This is a genomic window from Hyphomonas sp., assembly GCF_016125515.1.
Lineage (GTDB): Bacteria > Pseudomonadota > Alphaproteobacteria > Caulobacterales > Hyphomonadaceae > Hyphomonas.
Genome location: NZ_WGLO01000005.1, coordinates 25,249 through 43,815, shown reverse-complemented (window position 1 = coordinate 43,815; position 18,567 = coordinate 25,249). Strand labels below are relative to the sequence as shown.

Annotated in this window: 12 protein-coding genes; 7 read left to right on the top strand and 5 right to left on the bottom strand. The window is 60.1% G+C overall.

Features of this window, described 5'->3' with window-relative positions:
* The first annotated feature begins 6 nt into the window (after positions 1-6).
* From GC148_RS04865 to GC148_RS04855, 3 genes are read left to right on the top strand one after another with little or no spacing between them, the layout of a single operon-like run.
* Complete coding sequence (locus tag GC148_RS04865; protein ID WP_291069197.1) at positions 7-465, top strand: cytochrome c-type biogenesis protein; 459 nt, start codon at positions 7-9, stop codon at positions 463-465.
* On the top strand, positions 462-1,655 hold the full coding sequence (ccmI, locus tag GC148_RS04860; protein ID WP_291069195.1) for a c-type cytochrome biogenesis protein CcmI: 1,194 nt from the start codon (positions 462-464) through the stop codon (positions 1,653-1,655). Before GC148_RS04865 ends, ccmI begins: the two co-directional genes overlap by 4 nt.
* Before the next feature lie 27 nt (positions 1,656-1,682).
* Entirely contained in the window at positions 1,683-2,987 is a 1,305-nt protein-coding gene (locus tag GC148_RS04855; RefSeq protein ID WP_291069193.1) for an NAD(P)-binding domain-containing protein, read from the top strand.
* Between the two features lie 165 nt (positions 2,988-3,152).
* On the opposite strand, the gene bamA is transcribed toward GC148_RS04855, so the two are convergent.
* The 4 genes from bamA to GC148_RS15905 form a co-directional block, all read right to left on the bottom strand.
* On the bottom strand, positions 3,153-5,699 hold the full coding sequence (gene bamA / locus GC148_RS04850) for an outer membrane protein assembly factor BamA (RefSeq protein WP_291069191.1): 2,547 nt from the start codon (positions 5,697-5,699) through the stop codon (positions 3,153-3,155).
* Between the two features lie 138 nt (positions 5,700-5,837).
* On the bottom strand, positions 5,838-7,340 hold the full coding sequence (locus GC148_RS04845) for a HAMP domain-containing sensor histidine kinase (protein ID WP_291069190.1): 1,503 nt from the start codon (positions 7,338-7,340) through the stop codon (positions 5,838-5,840).
* A complete protein-coding gene (locus GC148_RS04840) occupies positions 7,337-8,080 on the bottom strand; it encodes a response regulator (protein ID WP_366063150.1) in 744 nt (247 codons plus the stop codon). The genes GC148_RS04845 and GC148_RS04840 overlap by 4 nt, the downstream gene beginning before the upstream one ends.
* Entirely contained in the window at positions 8,025-8,468 is a 444-nt protein-coding gene (locus GC148_RS15905; protein ID WP_366063148.1) for a DUF2141 domain-containing protein, read from the bottom strand. The genes GC148_RS04840 and GC148_RS15905 overlap by 56 nt, the downstream gene beginning before the upstream one ends.
* A 442-nt stretch (positions 8,469-8,910) precedes the next feature.
* On the opposite strand from GC148_RS15905, the gene GC148_RS04835 reads away from it, so the two are divergent.
* Together GC148_RS04835 and GC148_RS04830 are read left to right on the top strand one after the other, a co-directional pair.
* Complete coding sequence (locus GC148_RS04835) at positions 8,911-12,474, top strand: autotransporter outer membrane beta-barrel domain-containing protein (protein WP_291069187.1); 3,564 nt, start codon at positions 8,911-8,913, stop codon at positions 12,472-12,474.
* 426 nt (positions 12,475-12,900) lie between these two features.
* Positions 12,901-14,043 carry an integrase arm-type DNA-binding domain-containing protein gene (locus GC148_RS04830; protein WP_366063145.1) on the top strand — a complete coding sequence of 381 codons (1,143 nt, stop codon included), beginning with the start codon at positions 12,901-12,903 and terminating at the stop codon, positions 14,041-14,043.
* A 69-nt stretch (positions 14,044-14,112) separates the two neighbouring features.
* On the opposite strand, the gene GC148_RS04825 is transcribed toward GC148_RS04830, so the two are convergent.
* Entirely contained in the window at positions 14,113-15,894 is a 1,782-nt protein-coding gene (locus tag GC148_RS04825; RefSeq protein ID WP_291069184.1) for an alpha/beta fold hydrolase, read from the bottom strand.
* Positions 15,895-16,180: 286 nt separating this feature from the next.
* Here GC148_RS04825 and GC148_RS04820 point away from each other — a divergent pair, with 286 nt between their 5' ends.
* Together GC148_RS04820 and GC148_RS04815 are read left to right on the top strand one after the other, a co-directional pair.
* Complete coding sequence (locus tag GC148_RS04820) at positions 16,181-16,783, top strand: GNAT family N-acetyltransferase (protein ID WP_291069182.1); 603 nt, start codon at positions 16,181-16,183, stop codon at positions 16,781-16,783.
* A 108-nt stretch (positions 16,784-16,891) separates the two neighbouring features.
* Positions 16,892-18,532 (top strand): hypothetical protein, encoded by a 1,641-nt coding sequence (locus tag GC148_RS04815; RefSeq protein ID WP_291069180.1) that lies wholly within the window; start codon positions 16,892-16,894, stop codon positions 18,530-18,532.
* The last annotated feature ends 35 nt before the right edge of the window (positions 18,533-18,567 follow it).

The window sequence follows — 18,567 nt, the reverse complement described above, 5'->3', positions numbered from 1 at the left end:
GTCTTCATGCTGTTCGCGCTCCTGTTGGCTGCTCAAACCTTGACGGCATCTGCTCAGGAGCGCGCTGTGCCAGAGTACAGCGCGGAACTTGAAGCGGAAGCGCGCGAAGTTGGAAAGTCGCTTCGCTGTGTGGTTTGCCAGAACCAATCCATCGAAGACTCGGCCGCGCCGCTCGCCGCCGACATGCGACAGCTTGTTCGCGAGCGCCTCGCTGCCGGCGACACGCCCGAGCAGGTTCGTGCGTTCATGACAACGCGTTACGGCAACTTCGTGCTGATGAAGCCGCCATTTCAGCTCGATACACTGCTGCTCTGGCTCGGCCCCGGCTTGTTTCTGCTTTTGGCAGGCGCGGGCTGGTTCGTCTATCTCAGACCACGCGCCCAGACGCCGGGCCTTCCCGAAGATCTGACCGCTGACGAAAGGCTTCGTCTAAGCCGCCACCTCCCAGATGAGGCCGGATCGTGAACCCGCTCTGGATCATCCTGACTTTACTCATTCTGGTCACGGCAGGCGCCGCCGCGTGGCCATTCGTGATGCCGCCGCGGCGCCGGTCCGGTTCGGAATCAACCGTGTACCTCGCTCAACTGAAAGAGATCGACCGGGAAGAGTCTCTGGGCCTGTTGCCACCGGACGATGCCAAGCTGGCGCGGTTGGAAATCAAGCGGCGGCTTGCGGCAACCGAACAAGTTCAAGACATCAAGGAAACAAGCACTTTGCGCCGTTCAGATCAGATCACACTTGTCGCGTTTGCCGCGTCCATCGCCATCGGATCAGCGCTCATCTATTCAATCGTTGGCGACCCTGGCATTCCTTCAGCCACGCGTCGCACGATCATCTCGGCAGAGATTCCACCAGAAGGCGGTTCAGGACCGGGCGGCACGCAGAACGGAGTTGGATCGGTCGATGAAATGATCTTGCGGCTCGAGGCGCGCCTCGAAACATCACCCGACGATGTTGAAGGCTGGCGCATGCTCGGTTGGTCGCGGTTCAGAACCGGTGATGTGGAAGGCGCGCGGCAGGCCTACCAGAAAGCAATCGATCTTGCGCCCGACGATGCGCAAACGTTATCGGCACTTGGCGAGGCACAGATTCGTGTTGCAGGTGGATTCGTAAATGACACCGCCCTCGCCAACCTGAAGCGGGCGGTGGAGCTGGACCCGAATGATCCGCGCGCACGCTTCCTTCTCGGGCTGCGCAAGGAGCAGGATGGCGATGCGAAAGGCGCGCTGGACGACTGGATTGCCCTTGTGAACAGTGCGGAAGACGGCGCGGACTGGCAGAATGACGTCCGCACCCGGATTCTGGAACTATCCGCAGATTCCGGAATTGACGTAGCGGGCCGGCTGCCTGAAATCTCTACGGCCTCCACTGCCGGGCCAACACCCCAAGACGTGTCGGCCGCCAGCCAGATGTCGCCGGAAGAACGCGAGGCGATGATCGAGGCCATGGTCTCGCGCCTTGACCAAAGACTTCGAGAGGCCCCCTCGGATCGTGACGGCTGGGTGCGCCTGATCCGTGCACGGCGGGTGCTCGGTCAGGAGGCCGAGGCGAAAGATGCGCTGGCGCGCGCCAAGGCGTTCTTTTCGAATGATAGTGTCGCCATGTCGATCCTGGACGAGGCAGCAAATTCCCCTCTGGACAACACCGCCAACTGAAACGGTGCGGCATGGAAAGCTAGCCGGATGGACCTCTACTTGATGCTTCTGGTGTACCTGGCGCCGTTCGCTGTCGGCGCCGGTCTGTATGCTTATTTTCGCACAAAGGCTTCGCGGCGCGCGGCGGCAGTCTTCGCTGAAGCCAAGGAGGCCGGATTGATCGAACCGCCTTCCTTGCATCCGCACATCGAACTTGCCCTGTGTTGCGGTTCAGCGGCCTGCGTTGCAGCCTGCCCCGAAGGCGATGTGATCGGCGTGATAAATGGCAAGGCGCAGCTCATCGACCCATCCGCCTGTATCGGCCACGGCGCATGCGCGGCGGCATGCCCGACCAACGCCATCACGCTCGTGTTCGGAACCCGGACGCGCGGCATCGAGCTGCCCGTCGTATCGCCGGATTTCCAGACGAGCGTGCCAGGCTTGTTCATTGCAGGTGAACTTGGCGGCATGGGCCTCATCCGCAACGCGATATCGCAGGGCCAACAGGCTGTAGACTCTATTCACAAATTGCGCGGCAAGGCACAGGGAGACCTGCTGGATCTCATTATCGTCGGTGCCGGCCCCGCCGGACTTGCAGCAAGCCTTGCTGCAAAGTCTCTCGGCCTCAGATTCGAAACGATCGAACAGGAAAGCACCGGCGGCATGATCGCCCACTTTCCACGCGGCAAGGTTGTGATGACCAAGCCAGCCGTGCTGCCCCTCATCGGACCGATGAAATTCACCGAGATCTCGAAAGAGAGACTTCTGGAGTTCTGGCAGGGCGCCATCCAGCAGACTGGCTTGAACATCGAAAACGGCGTTCGGCTTGAAGGTGTCATACCGTTCGACGGCGGTCTGGAAGTCATCACGACGGCCGGCCGGCGCAAGGCACGCTCGGTGCTTCTTGCCATCGGACGGCGCGGAACGCCCCGCAAGCTGGACATTCCCGGCGAAGACATGCCGAAAGTCGTCTACCGCCTGGATGACCCCGCACAGTTCGACGGCAAACGGGTGCTTGTCGTTGGCGGCGGCGACAGCGCGCTCGAAGCTGCTGCAACCATCGCCGAAGAAACTTCGGCGCTTATTCATCTGTCCTATCGCGGCGAGGCTTTCCAACGCGCGAGGCGAAAAAACCGTGATCGCGTGGCAACGCTCGCGGCCAGTGGGCGGCTATCGACGCATCTGGGTTCCGAGATTACGGCGATCCTGCCCGATCGGGCCAAGCTCAAGACTACAAGCGGTCAGATCGACATCCTGAACGATGCCGTGATCATCTGCGCCGGTGGGGTCCTGCCTTCGGAACTGTTGAGGACCATGGGGGTCAACGTGGTGACAAAGTACGGCGAACCTTGATGCCTGCCTTCGACCGGTCTCACGCCCTCCCTTTCATCTTCACAACCCGTCGAACCTGAAACATCAGCAGCGTACGGACGTACACAGCGCGCCATGCAGCCTGGATAATCTAGCCGGCAGGCCTGCTTCCAGTCGCGCGCCCGAGGCCGCCCAAGCGGGGAGGAATCAGAACCTCGTCGAAGTCGAGAACCGGAAGGATTGCGTGCGGTCGTAATCTTCGCTTTTCAGGATGTGGGCAAAGTCGAACCGCAATGGGCCGAATGGCGAATCCCACATGAAGCTGATACCGGCGGACGCACGCAGTGAAGGATCCGTCTCCGTGTATTGAATGGCGTCATATCCCGTCGACGAGTCCGTGTACTCGACCGGATCCGTCACATCCTGATCGTACAGGCTGCCAAGACCGCCCGCGTCGATGAACAGCGCACTTTTGATCCCATATTCCTCGGGCAGGAAATTCGGGACCGTCAGTTCTGCGGTGGCTTGGTAATACGCGTTGCCGCCCAGCGCGCTCCCGCGCGTTAGAGAGACCTCTTCGCCCGTGTCCGGGTCGTACATCCGGACGACCTGACGGGGGCCAAGACCGGCCACATCGAAACCGCGGAAGCTGGAACCGCCTCGGAAGAACCGGTTGTTGATCCGCACGGTGTTGTCATCGCCCCACGGTTCGATGAAGCCTGCCGAAAGACGCAGCGACGCGCGTAAGGATTTGGTCAGCCCGTAATAGGTCGCGGCGCTGGCTTCGGACTTGAACGTCTGGACATCGCCGCCCAGTCCCGCCACTTCCTGGGAGAACTGGAATTCCATGCCGCGCGTCGGCTCGATCGGATCATTGCGTCCGTCCCAATTCAAGTAATATCCAACAACGGAGGAGAGCGCGTCGGCTTCGCTGCTACAGGTGGAATCGCGGAACAGGTAGCGCACATCGCAAACGTCCACGAGCAGCTGGTCGTTGCTGGTGATGTCGGAGGCCTGCGGCGCGCGGGCAACGCCGTCAGCGTCGCGTACACTCGATGCGACAAGGTTACCGTCGCGATCGATGATTATGTTGCGGTCGGCGTAGTCCACATTGTCGTATTGCAGCCGGTAACGAAGGCCCAGTTGTGTGCGGTCGGTAAGCGGAAACCCCATGCTCGCGCCTATGCCGTACGAAACCGCTTCATAGCTGGAATAGTCCGTATAGTCAGAACGGGTAAGCCAGGACTGGATGCCGGCCGACAGGGACCGGTCGAGGAATCGTGGCTCGGTGAAGTTCAGGGTCGCGGTTTGCTGCAGTGAGCTGGTCGCAAGCCTCAAGGACGCGGATCGCCCGGTGCCCAGCAGATTGGCTTGTGTCATCGACACATCGAACTGAAGGTTCTCGGACGACGAGTATCCAGCCGAAAAGGCCAGTTCGCCGGTTGATTGTTCCTCGACCTTGACATTGATGTCGGTCCGCTCGCCGTCCGCTGTCGGTGTTTCCTCGATCGTGACGTCCTTGAAGAAGCCGAGCGCCCTGATCCGGTTGCGTGACCGGTCGATCAGCACGCGGTTGAAGGCGTTGCCTTCCGAAACCCGCATCTCGCGGCGGATGACACGGTCTAGCGTCGCGGTGTTTCCGATGATGTTGATCCGGTTGATATAAACGCGCGGCCCTTCGTCGACGACGAACGTGATGTCGATCTTGCGTGTCTCGGGATCCGCAACAACAATCGGACGAATGTCGACAAAGGCATATCCGGCAACGCCTGCTGCGTAAGTCAACGCGTCGATTGTCTGCTCAATGGCCTGCCCTCGGTAGAGCTGTCCGGAATGGACGGGGGTCAGGTTGGTCAGCATCCCGGCATCGAGCTTAGAAAGCGACGTTTCGACCTTGATGTCGCCGAACGAGTACTGTTCCCCCTCCTCGATCGAAAAGGTGATGAAGAAGTCCTTCTCGTCGGGCGTCATTTCCGCAACCGCCGAGATGACCCGGAAATCATAATAGCCGTTGTCCTGGTACAGTTTGCGCAGGACTTCGCGATCATATTCAAGGCGTGAAGAATCGTAATTGTCATTTGAGCTGAAAAAGTTCCACAGCCGCGACTGCTTGGTGACGATCTCGCTGCGAAGGCGGGCGTCCGAGAAGACATTGTTTCCAAGAAAGGAGACCGAACGCACGCCGGTCGTGGGGCCCTCCTCGATCACGAAAATCACGTCCACGCGGTTTTGCGGCAGAGGCTTGTACTGAGGCGTGATCTTGGCGGAGAAGCGCCCCGCTCGCCGGTACATTTCCATCATCCGGTTCACGTCCTGCATCACGCGGGCGGACGTGAGCGAACTGCGCGGCGCGAGCTGGATTTCTTCCTTGAGCTTGTCCTCCTTGAGCGCCTTGTTGCCTTCGAAGATCACCCGGTTGACCATGGGGTTCTCGACCACGCGGACCACGACATCGTCGCCGCTGCGGTCGATGGCAATGTCCGAGAAGAGCCCGGTCGCAAACAGGGTTTTCAGCGAAAGGTCGATCTTGCCCGAGTCAAACGGATCGCCCGGGCTGAACAGCAAATAGGACTGGATCGTGCGCGCTTCGATCCTCTGGTTTCCTTCCACCAGAATGGAACGGATCGCGCCGGCCTGTTCGGCGGTTTGGGCGAAAGCTGCCGCCGGCGCCATCGTCGCACAGCCTCCCAGGACAATGGAAAGCCAGAAGCGAAACCGGCCATAGGCCGAGAACGCGGAAAAATGAGGTTTCACGGGCACCTGTTCCGGATCATCGCAGGCGAAGCCGATCCAGCGACACCTGAGGGTTATTGGTACCCCTGACTAACGCGCCGGATTTGGCCGATGTTTGCCGCAGCTGCGCTGGCCTGTGTCGCCGCGCCACAATTTGATTCAGCGCCCGTTTTCGGAGCTGAATCGCGGTAGCGTGACGGTCGCACGAAGGCCGCCGCCTTCACGGTTTTCCAGCACGATGTTGCCGCCGTGAGCCACGATGATACTGCGGGCTATGTGCAGACCGAGACCGTTGCCGCCCGTTTCATTGCTACGGGAGGATTCAAGCCGCACAAGCGGATCGAACACGCGCATAAGCTGTTCGTCCGGGATCCCCGGCCCATCATCATCAATCACGATCTGGCATACGGCCTCACCCGGAACGATCCCGATCCGTGCGCGCGCGCCGTAGCGGACCGCGTTCTCGATGATATTGCGCAGTGCCCGCATGAGGTCGTCCGGCGCGCCCTGTACGAGCCATTGGCCGCTGAACTCCTCACAGACCACAGGCAGGCTGACATCCGTCAGGTCATCACACAGACTTTCGATCAGCGCGCCCAGTTCAATCACCTCCCGGGCCTCAGCGCGAACGCCCAGCGTTCCTGCCATTAAGGCGGCAGAGGTCAGACTTTCCAGCTGGTCGAGGGCGCGGTCCATCTTTTCGCGCTCGGATTCGTCAGTGATCATCGCTGTCCGGATGCGCAACGCCGTGATCGGCGTGCGCAGGTCATGGCCGATCGCGACGAGCACATCCTTTTGGGACTGGAAGACTGCCTCCAGCCGGGTGGCCATGCTGTTGAACGCCTCCATGACGTGGCGGATATCCCGCGGGCCGGACTCCGGCAACGGCATATGGCGTTCACCCCGCCCCAGTGCGGATGCGGCAGATGCCAGCTTGTTCAAAGGCTTGTAGATCCAGCGCGCTGCGAAAGCCGCCGCGATCGCCACGGCAAACAGGGAAAGCGACAGAATGAGAATGAACGGTTGAATGGGCGGACCTCGTCCCACGTCGCCGGAAAACAACACGTTCGCCCACTGGGCATCGCCGAACTGGATCGCGAGAATGGCGCTGCTCTGCGAGAAGGGCCCGTTTCGCCGGTCGCCATTCATTTCCATCGGAAGCCGGCGCGGTCCGGGTCTTTCAGCGCCGGCCGCTGGCGGCATCGGGCGCGCTCGCCTCGGTTCGACATCCGGAAACTCTCCAGGCGGTCTGCCGCCGAATCCTTCCATGTCCGGTCTTTCGCGGCGTTCGATGAATTCCGGCGCCCCGAGACGGAAATCCGAAAATCCACCATCAGGACGGCCGCTCGCTTCCCACCGGTGACGAACGACGGCGCCCAGTTCATTGTCAGCAGTGACGTCCGAGATCTTCGCCAACCGCACGAACATTACGCCGTCCATATCGACCACAGCGTCTGAAAACTGCTCCAGGCTCTCCGACTTTCCGGCAAGCGTCAGAACGCGCATCGCGACATCGACCTGCGCCGAGCGCTGCATCGCGGCAAACATGTTTTCGGCGATGAGCTTGAAGCTGATAATGGCCAGGACGTGCGCAAGGATCAGCGCAGTAACCAACAACAGGATTGACCGCGTCAGAAGCGTGTCCGGAAAGAAGCGCTTCATATCCGGCGGACGCTCGTGTCGAACATGTAACCGCCGCCCCAGACCGTCTTGATGATCTCAGGTTCCCGAGGATCGCGCTCGAGCTTCCTGCGAAACCGGCTGATCTGGCTGTCGACACTGCGGTCGAAGACTTCGGAATCAGTCGCGCGCGAAAGATCCAGTATCCGCTCCCGCGACAGGACGATCCGGGGATTCTTCATGAACACCATGAGCAAGGAGAACTCTGATGCGCTGAGCTGGACAACCACACCATCGTCGCGGCGCAAACGCCGCTTCGGCACCTCGAGCACCCACCGGTCGAACTCGAAGAATTGCTGCACTTCATCGCCGGCCGAAACGGTCGAGCTATGGCCCAAGCGTCTCAGGATGGCCCGGATGCGCGCAAGCAGCTCCCGCGGATGGAACGGCTTGGCCAGATAGTCATCAGCGCCGATCTCCAGCCCGATGATCCGGTCTATATCGTCAGACCGTGCACTGACCAGAATCAGCGGAATGGTCTTCAGTTCGGCAATGCTGCGGCAAAGACTCAATCCGTCCTCGCCCGGCATCATGACGTCGAGGATCACCAGGTCGGGTGCGCACTCATGTAATTTGCGCCGGGCAACCGCAGCGTTCTCCGCGACATCGACTTCGAATTCCTGAGACGCGAGAAACCGCTTGAGACTGTCGCGGATGTTCCAGTCGTCATCCACCACGAGCAGTTTGGGCCGGTCGGACGGGTCTTGGGGCGTCTGGGACATCTTTTCGGGACTCAGCGTATCCGAATTCATGGCGATTTTTTCTCCTATAGCGGTGGGCACCCGGTTCTGCACCAAACATCTTCAGATCGACGATCGTGCTCTGTCTGAGAACGAAAACATGATCACGGAAGACTGGTTTCGGGCCGCTCGGTACCGAATTCACAAAAAATACGGGCTGCTTCGGCCGGCCGAGCAAATTGCGCTTCAGCCTGCCGGACCCGGCCTGATCTGCAAACGCTGTCACGGCGTAGCGACCCGGCCGAAGTCCCATGAAGACGACTGACTTCTGGCCTTCATCGGGGTCGATGTATGCCGTTCTGCGTGCACGCCGGCTACTCCATGGAAAGCCGTCCTCGTCGTCCCAGATCATCACCGTGACCGGTCCCATATAGCCGCTCCTTTCGGCGCACCTCACCATCAGATTCAATGGAGCCGGCCCGAAACACTCAGGCGACATGATGTGCTGCGAGCAGATCGCAATGGTACCGGAAGGACGCTTGGACAAGGAAGAAGCCTCTGTATTTGAGGCCGTCCTCCCACCAAGAGATGTCCAAACTTTGCCGCAACCAGCCTGCTTCGTGTCACACGGCAACGCCCGCAACCGGCTGCGAGTGCTTTTCTGAATTAAAAATCGTCCAGAATGTCCGAGGTCTGGCCGGGAACTTCCGGGCGAACGTCAAATTGTGTCGCGGCGCCACAATTCGACTGAACGATACGCCTGTCACGGCACACTTTTTCACGGAACTGCTCTGTAAGCACGTCCTGTCGACGTCGCTCCCCCTAACGCGGCGGAGATCCCCCTCGGAGTCCCCGACATCCGCCCTCAGGTGGTGTCCACGTTCCGCCACGCTCCGAGGGGGCACCCAACATTGAAATGGACCATGACCAGCCTCTTCCGAAATTTCCTGATACTGAGCGTCTCTTCCCTGGCTCTGATCCAGCACGCGCGCGCTGCCGAAATCAGCACGACGACGTCGACGAGCGTCCGCACATCGACCGCGGACGACGGCCAACCCGGTGATATCGAAATCACCGATGATGGATCCATTGAAGTGTCCGACACGTCCGGATTCACGGCCATAACCATCGACAGCTCAAACGATGTCACCATTGATGGATCGGTCGAGATCGAGGATTCTGACGACACCATCGGTGTGCTGATCGAACCCGGCCTGGCCAGCAATCTGACGATCAGCGGATCTGTGTCGCTTACCGAGGACTATAGCCGGGAAGACAGCGACGACGATGACGATGACGACGGGCCTCTCGCGATCGGTACAGGCCGGACCGCAATAAAGCTGAACAGTGGTGGCCCACTTACCGGATCCATCCGGTTGGAAACGGGTTCCAGCCTTCGCGTTGCGGGAAACGACTCGGCCGGCATGCTGCTGCTTGACGATCTTCTCGGAGATCTGGTGGTCAACGGAACAATCTCGGTCGTCGGCGACAATGCGCAGGGCATTACCGCGACCGGCAAAGTCGATGGATCGATCGCCATCAGGGGCGCCGTCTCTGTGCAGGGCGAAAACGCAACCGGATTGCGCCTGGATTCTGGAGCGACAGGTGCCGTTTCGATCGGCGGCTCCGTTACATCGACCGGCTTTGCATACACAGCCTCAACAAACTATGTTGCGCCCGCATCTGTGACCAGCAGCACCGAACCGCTCGAAGAGCGCTTTGATTCAGACGAGCTGCTGGTCGGCGGATCCGCCGTAATCATCGGCGGCAGCCTTGGTCAGGGATTGCTTGTCAATGGAGCCGCAGCTGATCCAGACCCAAGCGACGACGAATCCGAGGACGAAACCAAGGACACTATTGAAGACTTCAACGAGAATCGATCGTCCGGTCGGATCACAAGCTATGGTTCAGCACCCGCACTCCTGATCAGTTCAGACTGGAACGGTTCTGCGAATGGCGATCTCGTGCTGGGCGGCGTGGTGGAAACCGTCCGCGACACGTTGGACGATGACGACGACGATGACACTGACGAAGTGTTGGCGCAATTCACCTACGAATATGGATTGATGAACCGAGGAACCATTTCGGGTGTTGGAACGAACGTCGGATTTGACGGAACGGCAATCCTGATTGAAGGGTCCGCATCGTCCGGAAACTCGGTGATTGTCGAAGGCGGTTTTTACAATAGCGGCACAATTTACTCTTCAGCATACGAAGCGAATGCAACGGCGCTGCATCTGGGCACGAACAGCTCCATTCCTGCGCTGGTCAACACCGGATCCATCCAGTCCACGATTGCGACCGAGGTATCGACCGTCGCCAAGGCGATCCTTATCGACGAGGGCGCGACACTTTCCTCAATCGAAAACTCTGGCACCATACAGGCCCGCTCAACCGGAAATGCCGGCGAAGTCGTCGCCGTGCTCGATCAATCCGGCTCGTTGTCGTCGATTGTCAACACCGGCACGATTTCTGCGAGCTATATCAGCGACGGATTGGAACTCACGCTTCGCGAAGATGCCGTGGCATTCGATCTTTCTGCCAACACAAGCGGCGTCACCCTGCACCAGTATGAACGCGAAGCGACATACGACGCCAACGGAGACGATGAAATCGACTCACTTGATACGCTTGATCCAAGCATAACGGGACTGATCATCTTCGGCTCCGGCGACGACCTCCTGCAGCTGGACGGCGGGACGCTGGACGGCAACGTGACGTTTGGCGGCGGCGCAAACCAGCTTTACGCCAGCGACACCGATATCGAGGGCGATGTCTCGTTCGCGGGCACGTCGAGCATCATCCGCCTGCTGAATGGCTCGTCATTGACGGGCGACATCGACTTCGGCAGCTCCAGCTCGTCTTCCCTGTTCGAAATTTCGGGCGGCTCGACATTTGCCGGCGCCCTTTCGAACGCGGGAAGCGCACTCGATATTTCAATCGACGATTCTCGCGCACGCATATCGAGCGGAACATCGGTGGCGGTCGATAGCTTGTCGATTGGAAATGGATCGAATCTCATCATCGAGATCGATCCGGGTGCCTCATTCTCTGACACAGTATTTGATGTCGCCGGCACCGCCACACTATCGAACGGGGTCGATATCACACCCGAATTCACGCGCGTCCTGAATACCTCCGGGGCCTACACGGTGATCCGGGCGTCAGATATCCTGGCCGATCTGGAATCCGGCGACGTATCGTTGAGCGGCGACCTTCCCTATATCTACCAGACAGATCTGGTCCTCACTGACGACGTCACGGATAGCCTGGACATCGTCTACCGGCTGAAATCGTCCGACGAGATGGGAATGGACACAAACCAGGCCGCTGCGTTTGGCTCCGTTCTCGATCTCTTCGAGCGCTCCGACACGCTCAATGCGGCGTTCGCCGGCATTGCGGACGAGTCCGCATTCTTCCAGGCCTACAACCAGCTGCTGCCCCAACGCACCGACTCATCCACGCGATTTCTGCGCGCACAATCCACAGCGACGTATGGTGCACTCTCCGACCAGATGCGGCTGCTGGCAGAGTCGCCCGGCGAAGGCACCAAAGCGTGGTTGCAGGAAACCCATACGTTCACGGACATTGACGCCGGCGAAGGCGTTCCCGGATACAACGGCAGCGGCGTCTCGTTCGCCGGCGGTCTCGACTTCCCCGTTGCATCGCTTGATGCGTTCGGCGTGATGTTGAACTTCGCGTCAGGGTCCTACGAAGAGAAGACGGGCGGCAACAAGCCGGTTTCCACCGATTCAACGGGAATCGGGCTCTACGCGCTCAAGCGCTGGAACGATCTCTATCTGAGCGGCGCGGGCCAGGTTTCGAAAGTCAACTTCAACAGCCTTCGCGAACTCGACATCATCTCCGGCGAACGCGACAGCAGCCGTGCGGATGCCGATGTGCTGGATACCCAGGACATCAACGACCAGGTCACCGCCTATTGGGGCGGAACCAGCTTTTCCGCTACCGCTGCGGTGGGCACGACCTTCAAGGCCGGCAGCTTCTTCGCCCGCCCCGAACTTTCGGCCGACTTCTTCCACCTGAACCAGGACGCCTACAGCGAGAAGGCGCTTCGCAATACGGGCCTGGCCCTCAAGATCGGCGAGGCCGAAACAGAGCGCGCCTCTGCCACGGCCATGTTGGCGATGGGACGGGATTGGAACATCCAGAACGGCATGTACCGGATTTTTCCGGAGGCGCGGGTCGGGTTTCGCCATGAGCTTTTGGGAAAAGCGTACAAGACGACAGCCAGCTTCATCGACAGCGATCAAACCTTCGAAATCGCGTCGCAAGAGGAATTTGGCGACAGCGTTCTGGCCGGCTTTTCCTTCAACAGCAGCTCCAGCATCTTCACGGCGCGGTTGTCCTACGACATCGAAATGTCTGAAGCTGGCACGAGCCATTATGTCGGCGCGTCCGGCGTTCTGAGATTCTGACAAGCCGAAAGCTCGCCAATCCAGCCTGAGATCCGGCGGGTGCCCAGGCGGGCGCTGGGCCCGTCCCGGCTATCGGTGCAATGTGACAGGCGCTGTCCAACAAGAACCAGCGAACCGGCACGCTGGCTCAGCGCTGACGCGCCTCGGCGATCGGGCGACAGGGCCCAGCACCGCGGAATTCAAGCCGGAATACTTTAGGGAAAATGGTGTGCCCAACAGGGTTCGAACCTGTGACCTACTGATTAAAAGTCAGTTTTTTTGTTGTTCACCCTTGTTCTCAGAAGTTCGCTGACATCCGATAAACTGTTGTTTTTTATATCTTTATATGTTCACCCGCATCCGCTATCATACGCTGGAAATCGCCTCAATCGGCACGTTTTGGCACACTTTTGGCACACTTTTTTTGATCCGTGATCGGAGCTTTGAATGACAGGCCGGCTACGCCCGATGTCCGCTCTCGCCGTGTCTCGCCTTTCGGCCTCCGCCTTCGTTGGCGGAGCGCCCGGTTTGCAGCTTTCCATCTCGCCGCAGGGAACACGGACTTGGCGGCTGTATTACCGGTTACCGGGAGACTCGCGGCGGCGGGCCATGAGTCTCGGCCGGTTCCCAGCTGTGTCCCTGTCGGACGCACGCCAGCGCGCCGGGCAGCATCTCAGCGCGGCGTCGCAAGGGGCCGACCCGAAGGCCGCGCGCAACGCCGAGGCCGCGCGTACGAGCCTGACCTTGCGGGAAGCGGTTGAGGCCTATCTCGCTGCGTGCACCGCGGAGAATGCGCCGCGGACGGTCGACGCCAAGGCGAGCGCGCTGCGCGGCAACCTCCTGCCCGCTCATGGTCGCCGCCTGGTCGCCCAGGTTTCAAAGGGCGACATTGCGCGCCTTCTCGACACTCTTGCAGACCGGCCTGCCCTGCGCCGGAACCTGCATGCCTATCTGCGCCACTTCTTCAGCTGGTGCGCCGAGCGTGACCTGGTCGCCGACCATCCTCTACTCTTGCTGAGAGCTCCCCGCCCGGTCACTGCGCGCGAGCGGGTCTTGTCAGATGACGAGATCCGGGCGGTCTGGTTGCTCGATGGTTCGATGGCAACGATTGCCAAGATGGCGCTACTCACGGCCCAGCGCAAAGGATCGATCGAGCGGATGCGTTGGAGCGATCTCGACCTCGGCGAGGCCATCTGGACGATTCCGGCCGAAAACATGAAGTCCGGCCGCGGACATTCCGTGCCTCTGTCACCACTGGCGCTGCACGTACTGGACACGTGGCCACGTTTCGGCGGACCTTACGTATTTGGCATCGGGAGCCGCGGAACCCTGCCGTTCAATGGAGCATCCAACGGAATCGAATCCCTCCGGCGTGCAACCGGAACGGCGGATTGGCGACTGCACGATCTTCGCCGAACAGCGGTTACGCTCGCCCAGCGCGGAGGCAGCGGCATCGACGAAATCCGTGCCCTGACGCAGCATAAGATTCCCGGAATCATCGGCGTCTATGCCCGGCACACGTTTGATGCGGAAAAGCGCCAGGTCGTCACGGCGATCGCTGCAGAACTAAACGCGCTGGTTTCAAGTTGACCTGACCTTCGAAGAGGACGCCCCGGCTGCCCCACGTGGACGCCTGGGTTGATCCAGCGCCCTTGCCAATCAACCTGCCCGTCCCTGAAGCGCGGCAACGACGAGTTCTGGATGGCTCATTACGATGAACCTGCCAGCATCCGGCAATACAGTGAACCGGGCATCTGGCAGCAATATTCGCCAATAGGATTCCATCTCGGCGGGTTCGTGGAGCGGATCGTGCAATCCAATCAACACATGCCAGTCAATTGTATTCGCCGGAATCGCTGGGTCTGGTTCGGTCACCAGCGCTGCCTGTTCCCGGACATATCCCTTGAGACGTCCAGACAGGAACATCTGGAATCCGCGCCGGTAATCTGCGAAGTTTCTGGCGTCTTCCATTGTTTGCAGGTCAGGTACGCTTGTGGCGACCGCCTTGCGCATCAACTCTTTTGCATCGATCCGCCGCAGGCTGCTGACCAGCACAAGCGAGAGCACCTCCATCACGTGGGGGTTTGTCTGCAGGGCGCGCTTTATGGCGCCCAGCACACCGCTCGTCGGCCTGCTGATACGCGTAGGCGGGTCTGGCGCGACCAGAACCACACGCGCCACCCGTTCCGGAGACTGCACCGCAAAATGAACTGCAACCTGAGCCCCGCCGCGAGCGACCACGTCGATTTTATCAAATCCGAGCGCATCACAAACAGTTCGGATGTCGTCACCGGCCAACGCGAACGGATCGCCCTCCAGCGGCATCGGATCGGTCAAGCCGAAACCTGGGCGATCAATCGAAATCGGACGAAAGCCGCGCGCATGAAGCGCACTTAGCAGAACAGACGGCACAGGCCGCGAAGCGCTGCTGCTGTGAAGTACCAGGACCGGGCGTCCGGAGCGCGGACCATAGTCGCTTACTGCGATCATGCGGCCATCCTGCCTTGCTGGAACGAGTCGCAGCGGCTCTGATCGATCAAACGCAAAGTGAATGTCATCTGCTACGAGACGCGACAATGCGGCGATCGACGTTGCTTCCGAAAGATAGGCGGTCAGGCCGGCTCCGCTCGTCACGCCCAACGTCTCAAATACAAAAGTGAGCTCTTTTTTGGCAACTGCTTCGGATACGCCGGCGCCACGGGCGGCGGCGTCTCTCGATGCGCCCTGGGCCAACGCCATCGACAATCGGGCCTGCCGGGGTGTGAGGCCCCAAATGTCTTCCAGCAAGTTCGCGCCGGTGCCGCCTTCAGGAAGCACACCGAATGCGAGACAGGACACACGATCAATGAGTACGGAACGCTTGCGGGTATCGGTCCGCGCCATTGCGCCCCCAAGCGCCTCTCTCGCCGTTGCGTACGTAACCCCTGCCCTTGCGGCCGCCGCGCGCAGATTTCCATGACATGCCAACGCTGTAACCACCTTGGCCTGAAGCGAGGTAAGCCCCAGCCGCTCGCAGGCCCAGGACAACCCGGACGGAGTCCTACTCGCAGCCATCCAGACGCCGACGATGTATGCATCGGGGAGGCGCACGATCGCTTGAGCCCCCGGATCCAAACCCCAACGGCGCGCGACTTCCGGACTGACAAGTGCAACGATTGACGGAGCGCCGTCGTCGAGGCGCGCCGGCATCGGCGCAACCTCTTGTGTCCTGTGTCTCCAGGCCGCTTCCACCTCTCCAGCGTCGGTCGCCGGAAAATCCCGGCTTGCCGCCAACAGCGATCCTGACGAAGCAAATGCGGCAACAGAGAGACATGACCAATTGATCTGAGGAACAAAGAGCCTCTGACCCAACTCGTTGCGCGTGTCGACAACCCCGCTTTCCAGAACTGGTGCAAGAATCGCGGCCTCTGCGGTGGAGCCTTCCTGAAACTCGTCCGGCAAACGAAGCCTCCCTCAAGACCGGGCCCGACCGCATTCAGCGTGCGGATTATAGTTGGCAACACCCTACAAATGGGGATGGGAAACGCAATCGGCGATTGATACTTTTGGTGACGCAGGGTGGTTTCGGGACAACCGGACAGCGCGGTCGCGCAGATCATCCGCAGCGGAGCGGATCCTGTTCGATGGCGCAGCGGGAAGGCATCGACGGCGGCCCGTGGGAGGATATCGAATGGCTCTTGATGCAAGATCGGCCTCCGTTCCATCTGCCTCGCATGGGAGGCGCCTGATGTTGGCTGGCCCCGTCGAAATTTCACCTGATGACGAACGCCTGCTTTCCGCTATCGGCCAACTGAGGGTGCGGGCCTGGAGAGCGCGTCAACCGGCATTCCCGGACATGAGGGAATGGCTGGACGACTTTGATCTGTTTGCACGGCATTGGACCCTTTCCGACAACGGCATACTTGTCGCGGCCGCGCGCATGACGGTTCATGCTGAGCTGTCTTCCGTACCGAACGCCGAGATTTTCGCCAGCGTGTTCCCGAATGGCCTGCCCGGCCCAATAGCCTCTCTCAACCGACTGGTCGTTGATCCGGCCTTTGCCGGACGGGGCCTCAGCCGGGCGCTTGATGAAGCCCGGATCGAAGCCGCTGGAAAGATGCAATGCGCCAACATCATCGTCGAGACATTTGCGCGCACTTCGCGTGCTGCTGCGCTCGAACTACTGGGGTTTGAAATAGCAGGCTTATCCCTGCCTTACGTGAGCGGTCCGCTCTTCGGGATCAAGAACGGAAGCGGCGGCGGGGTCGTCCACCGGCGCCGACTCAGAACTGAAAGTGTTTGGGACTTTGAACCAAATCTTCTTCAGGGCGAGGCGTCAGTCTGCACGTGATCGTCGCTGGCTGACATTGCGCAGCTTGCAGATTGATCATCTCGTTCTGGAACACCGGACTTCAAAGCATCGAAAGCTTCGCAAAAAAATTTCATGAAGGAATTTCAAATGAGCCGATCCACCGCACTAACTGTATGCTTCGCAGCTTTCTTGTTGGCTGGCTGCGCGACGCAAGCTGTGATCCAGCCCGGTACCGGGGTGCCGATGTTGCCGATCGCGTCGAACGACTACTACCAATTGGTCGTCGATCCGGAAGTTGTAAAGCCGGGCGGATCCCAGTTCGACTGCAGGCGCCCCAACAACGCGTCGGCGACGGGCGTGCAGGGCGCGCTCCAGAATTTCTGGAACAACACGCCGAACCGCGATATTCTGACGGCGATCAGCGTCGAATACAGTACCGACCGCGCAATCTCTGATACATTTCCGGTCCTTACTCTAAAATCGCGCAACCGCGGGAAAAAATGCTCTCCGGGTACGAATGATATCAGTTACCTGTCCCCGCTCTTGAAGACGGCATCAGATGACAATCTCATCTTCCGCATCACCGCCCAGCTCGAAGATCGAACCACACTGGACGACAGTTTGTTGAAGGGCGCGAAGGACGCTATCGGCGAACTCGTCAGGTATGCTGGAGCGCCGGATCCGATCGCAAGTGCACTGGGGGAAGTTTCGCGAGAGCAGTTGGGCAATTTTACCAGCAGGACCATGACGGCAGAAGAAACGGTCGCTGTGGGCCTCGCTCCTGGACAGGCACGCGAGAAAGCCCTTCGGCTAGTCGAGGTCGACACACGGTCGGGCAAACTGACGGCCGGCGCCGTTGCAAAATTCCAGTTCATTGGAAGCGCCATCAAACCGATGGTCGACTTGGTCCCCGCTCTCGGCGCGATCAATCCGTACACGCCGTTGCAGTGGAAAATCGGTAGCCTTCCGCTCCCCAAAGCCGTGGACAAAGCTACGGAAAATGGATGGACGAAGTATCAGGCCACGACCGATCCCGTCAGCTTGAATGCAATTTGCCTCGACGTACAAAGCCGCCTGGAAGACAACGGCTTTTCCAGTGCGGACGCTTCGGCCCTTTCCTGGCTCATGATCGCGACGCACAAAGAAGCCACGGCAGTAGAAGCGATGCGGCGTCCCGCGTGCCTGACCGGGCCGGGTCAAAAGGAAGAACTGGAACGATTTGGGATCAACCTTCCCGCGCCCGAGCAGCCTACGCCAGCGCAAGCGGAATCCGCATTGAAATCCGATGGCGGATTGTTTCGCAAATTCTTCGCGGCTACGTCCAGCATCGAACTCCAGGTGCTTGGCGAACGCCTGTTCGCGTTCGACGCCGCGTCGCCGATTACAGAAGACGCCGACGGATCGCTTTTTCTGGCAGGCACCCGGCGCGTGCCCTCGGCGGAAAGCTGGGAGGCTTATTTCCCCGCCCGCCCGGTCAAGATACAATGTCTGACCGTAGTCGACGATGCCGATTTTGGAGGGATCACCGCGCTCGCAGTTGGACTGACGCCTGCCGGCACCGAAGTGCCTGTCGCCGCCAGTTTTGCCAGCCGGTTGCCGGGAAGCGGCGTACGCGTGTCCAAGATCACTGCGCTGGACGAAGCGCAGCGCAACCCGGCAACGGCGCTCATTGGCGCGCGCTGGGCCAGCGCCGGGCAGTGCGAGACCGCCGACGCCAAGCCGGTATTGGTCTTTGGCACCCTGGTGCCAGAAGCCGATCCGTTAACCGTGTCTGCCGTTCAGCCTTGAGAAAGTCGCGCGCAGCTGTGCGTTCGAATGCAAAT

What these genes read in the sequence shown, in the direction of transcription:
- GC148_RS04865 (WP_291069197.1), top strand. Translation starts at nt 7, where the DNA reads ATGCTGTTCGCGCTCCTGTTGGCTGCTCAAACCTTGACGGCATCTGCT.
- GC148_RS04855 (WP_291069193.1), top strand. Translation starts at nt 1,683, where the DNA reads ATGGACCTCTACTTGATGCTTCTGGTGTACCTGGCGCCGTTCGCTGTC.
- GC148_RS04845 (WP_291069190.1), bottom strand. Translation starts at nt 7,340, where the DNA reads ATGAAGCGCTTCTTTCCGGACACGCTTCTGACGCGGTCAATCCTGTTG.
- GC148_RS04840 (WP_366063150.1), bottom strand. Translation starts at nt 8,080, where the DNA reads ATGTCCCAGACGCCCCAAGACCCGTCCGACCGGCCCAAACTGCTCGTG.
- GC148_RS15905 (WP_366063148.1), bottom strand. Translation starts at nt 8,468, where the DNA reads ATGGGACCGGTCACGGTGATGATCTGGGACGACGAGGACGGCTTTCCA.
- GC148_RS04830 (WP_366063145.1), top strand. Translation starts at nt 12,901, where the DNA reads ATGACAGGCCGGCTACGCCCGATGTCCGCTCTCGCCGTGTCTCGCCTT.
- GC148_RS04820 (WP_291069182.1), top strand. Translation starts at nt 16,181, where the DNA reads ATGTTGGCTGGCCCCGTCGAAATTTCACCTGATGACGAACGCCTGCTT.
- GC148_RS04815 (WP_291069180.1), top strand. Translation starts at nt 16,892, where the DNA reads ATGAGCCGATCCACCGCACTAACTGTATGCTTCGCAGCTTTCTTGTTG.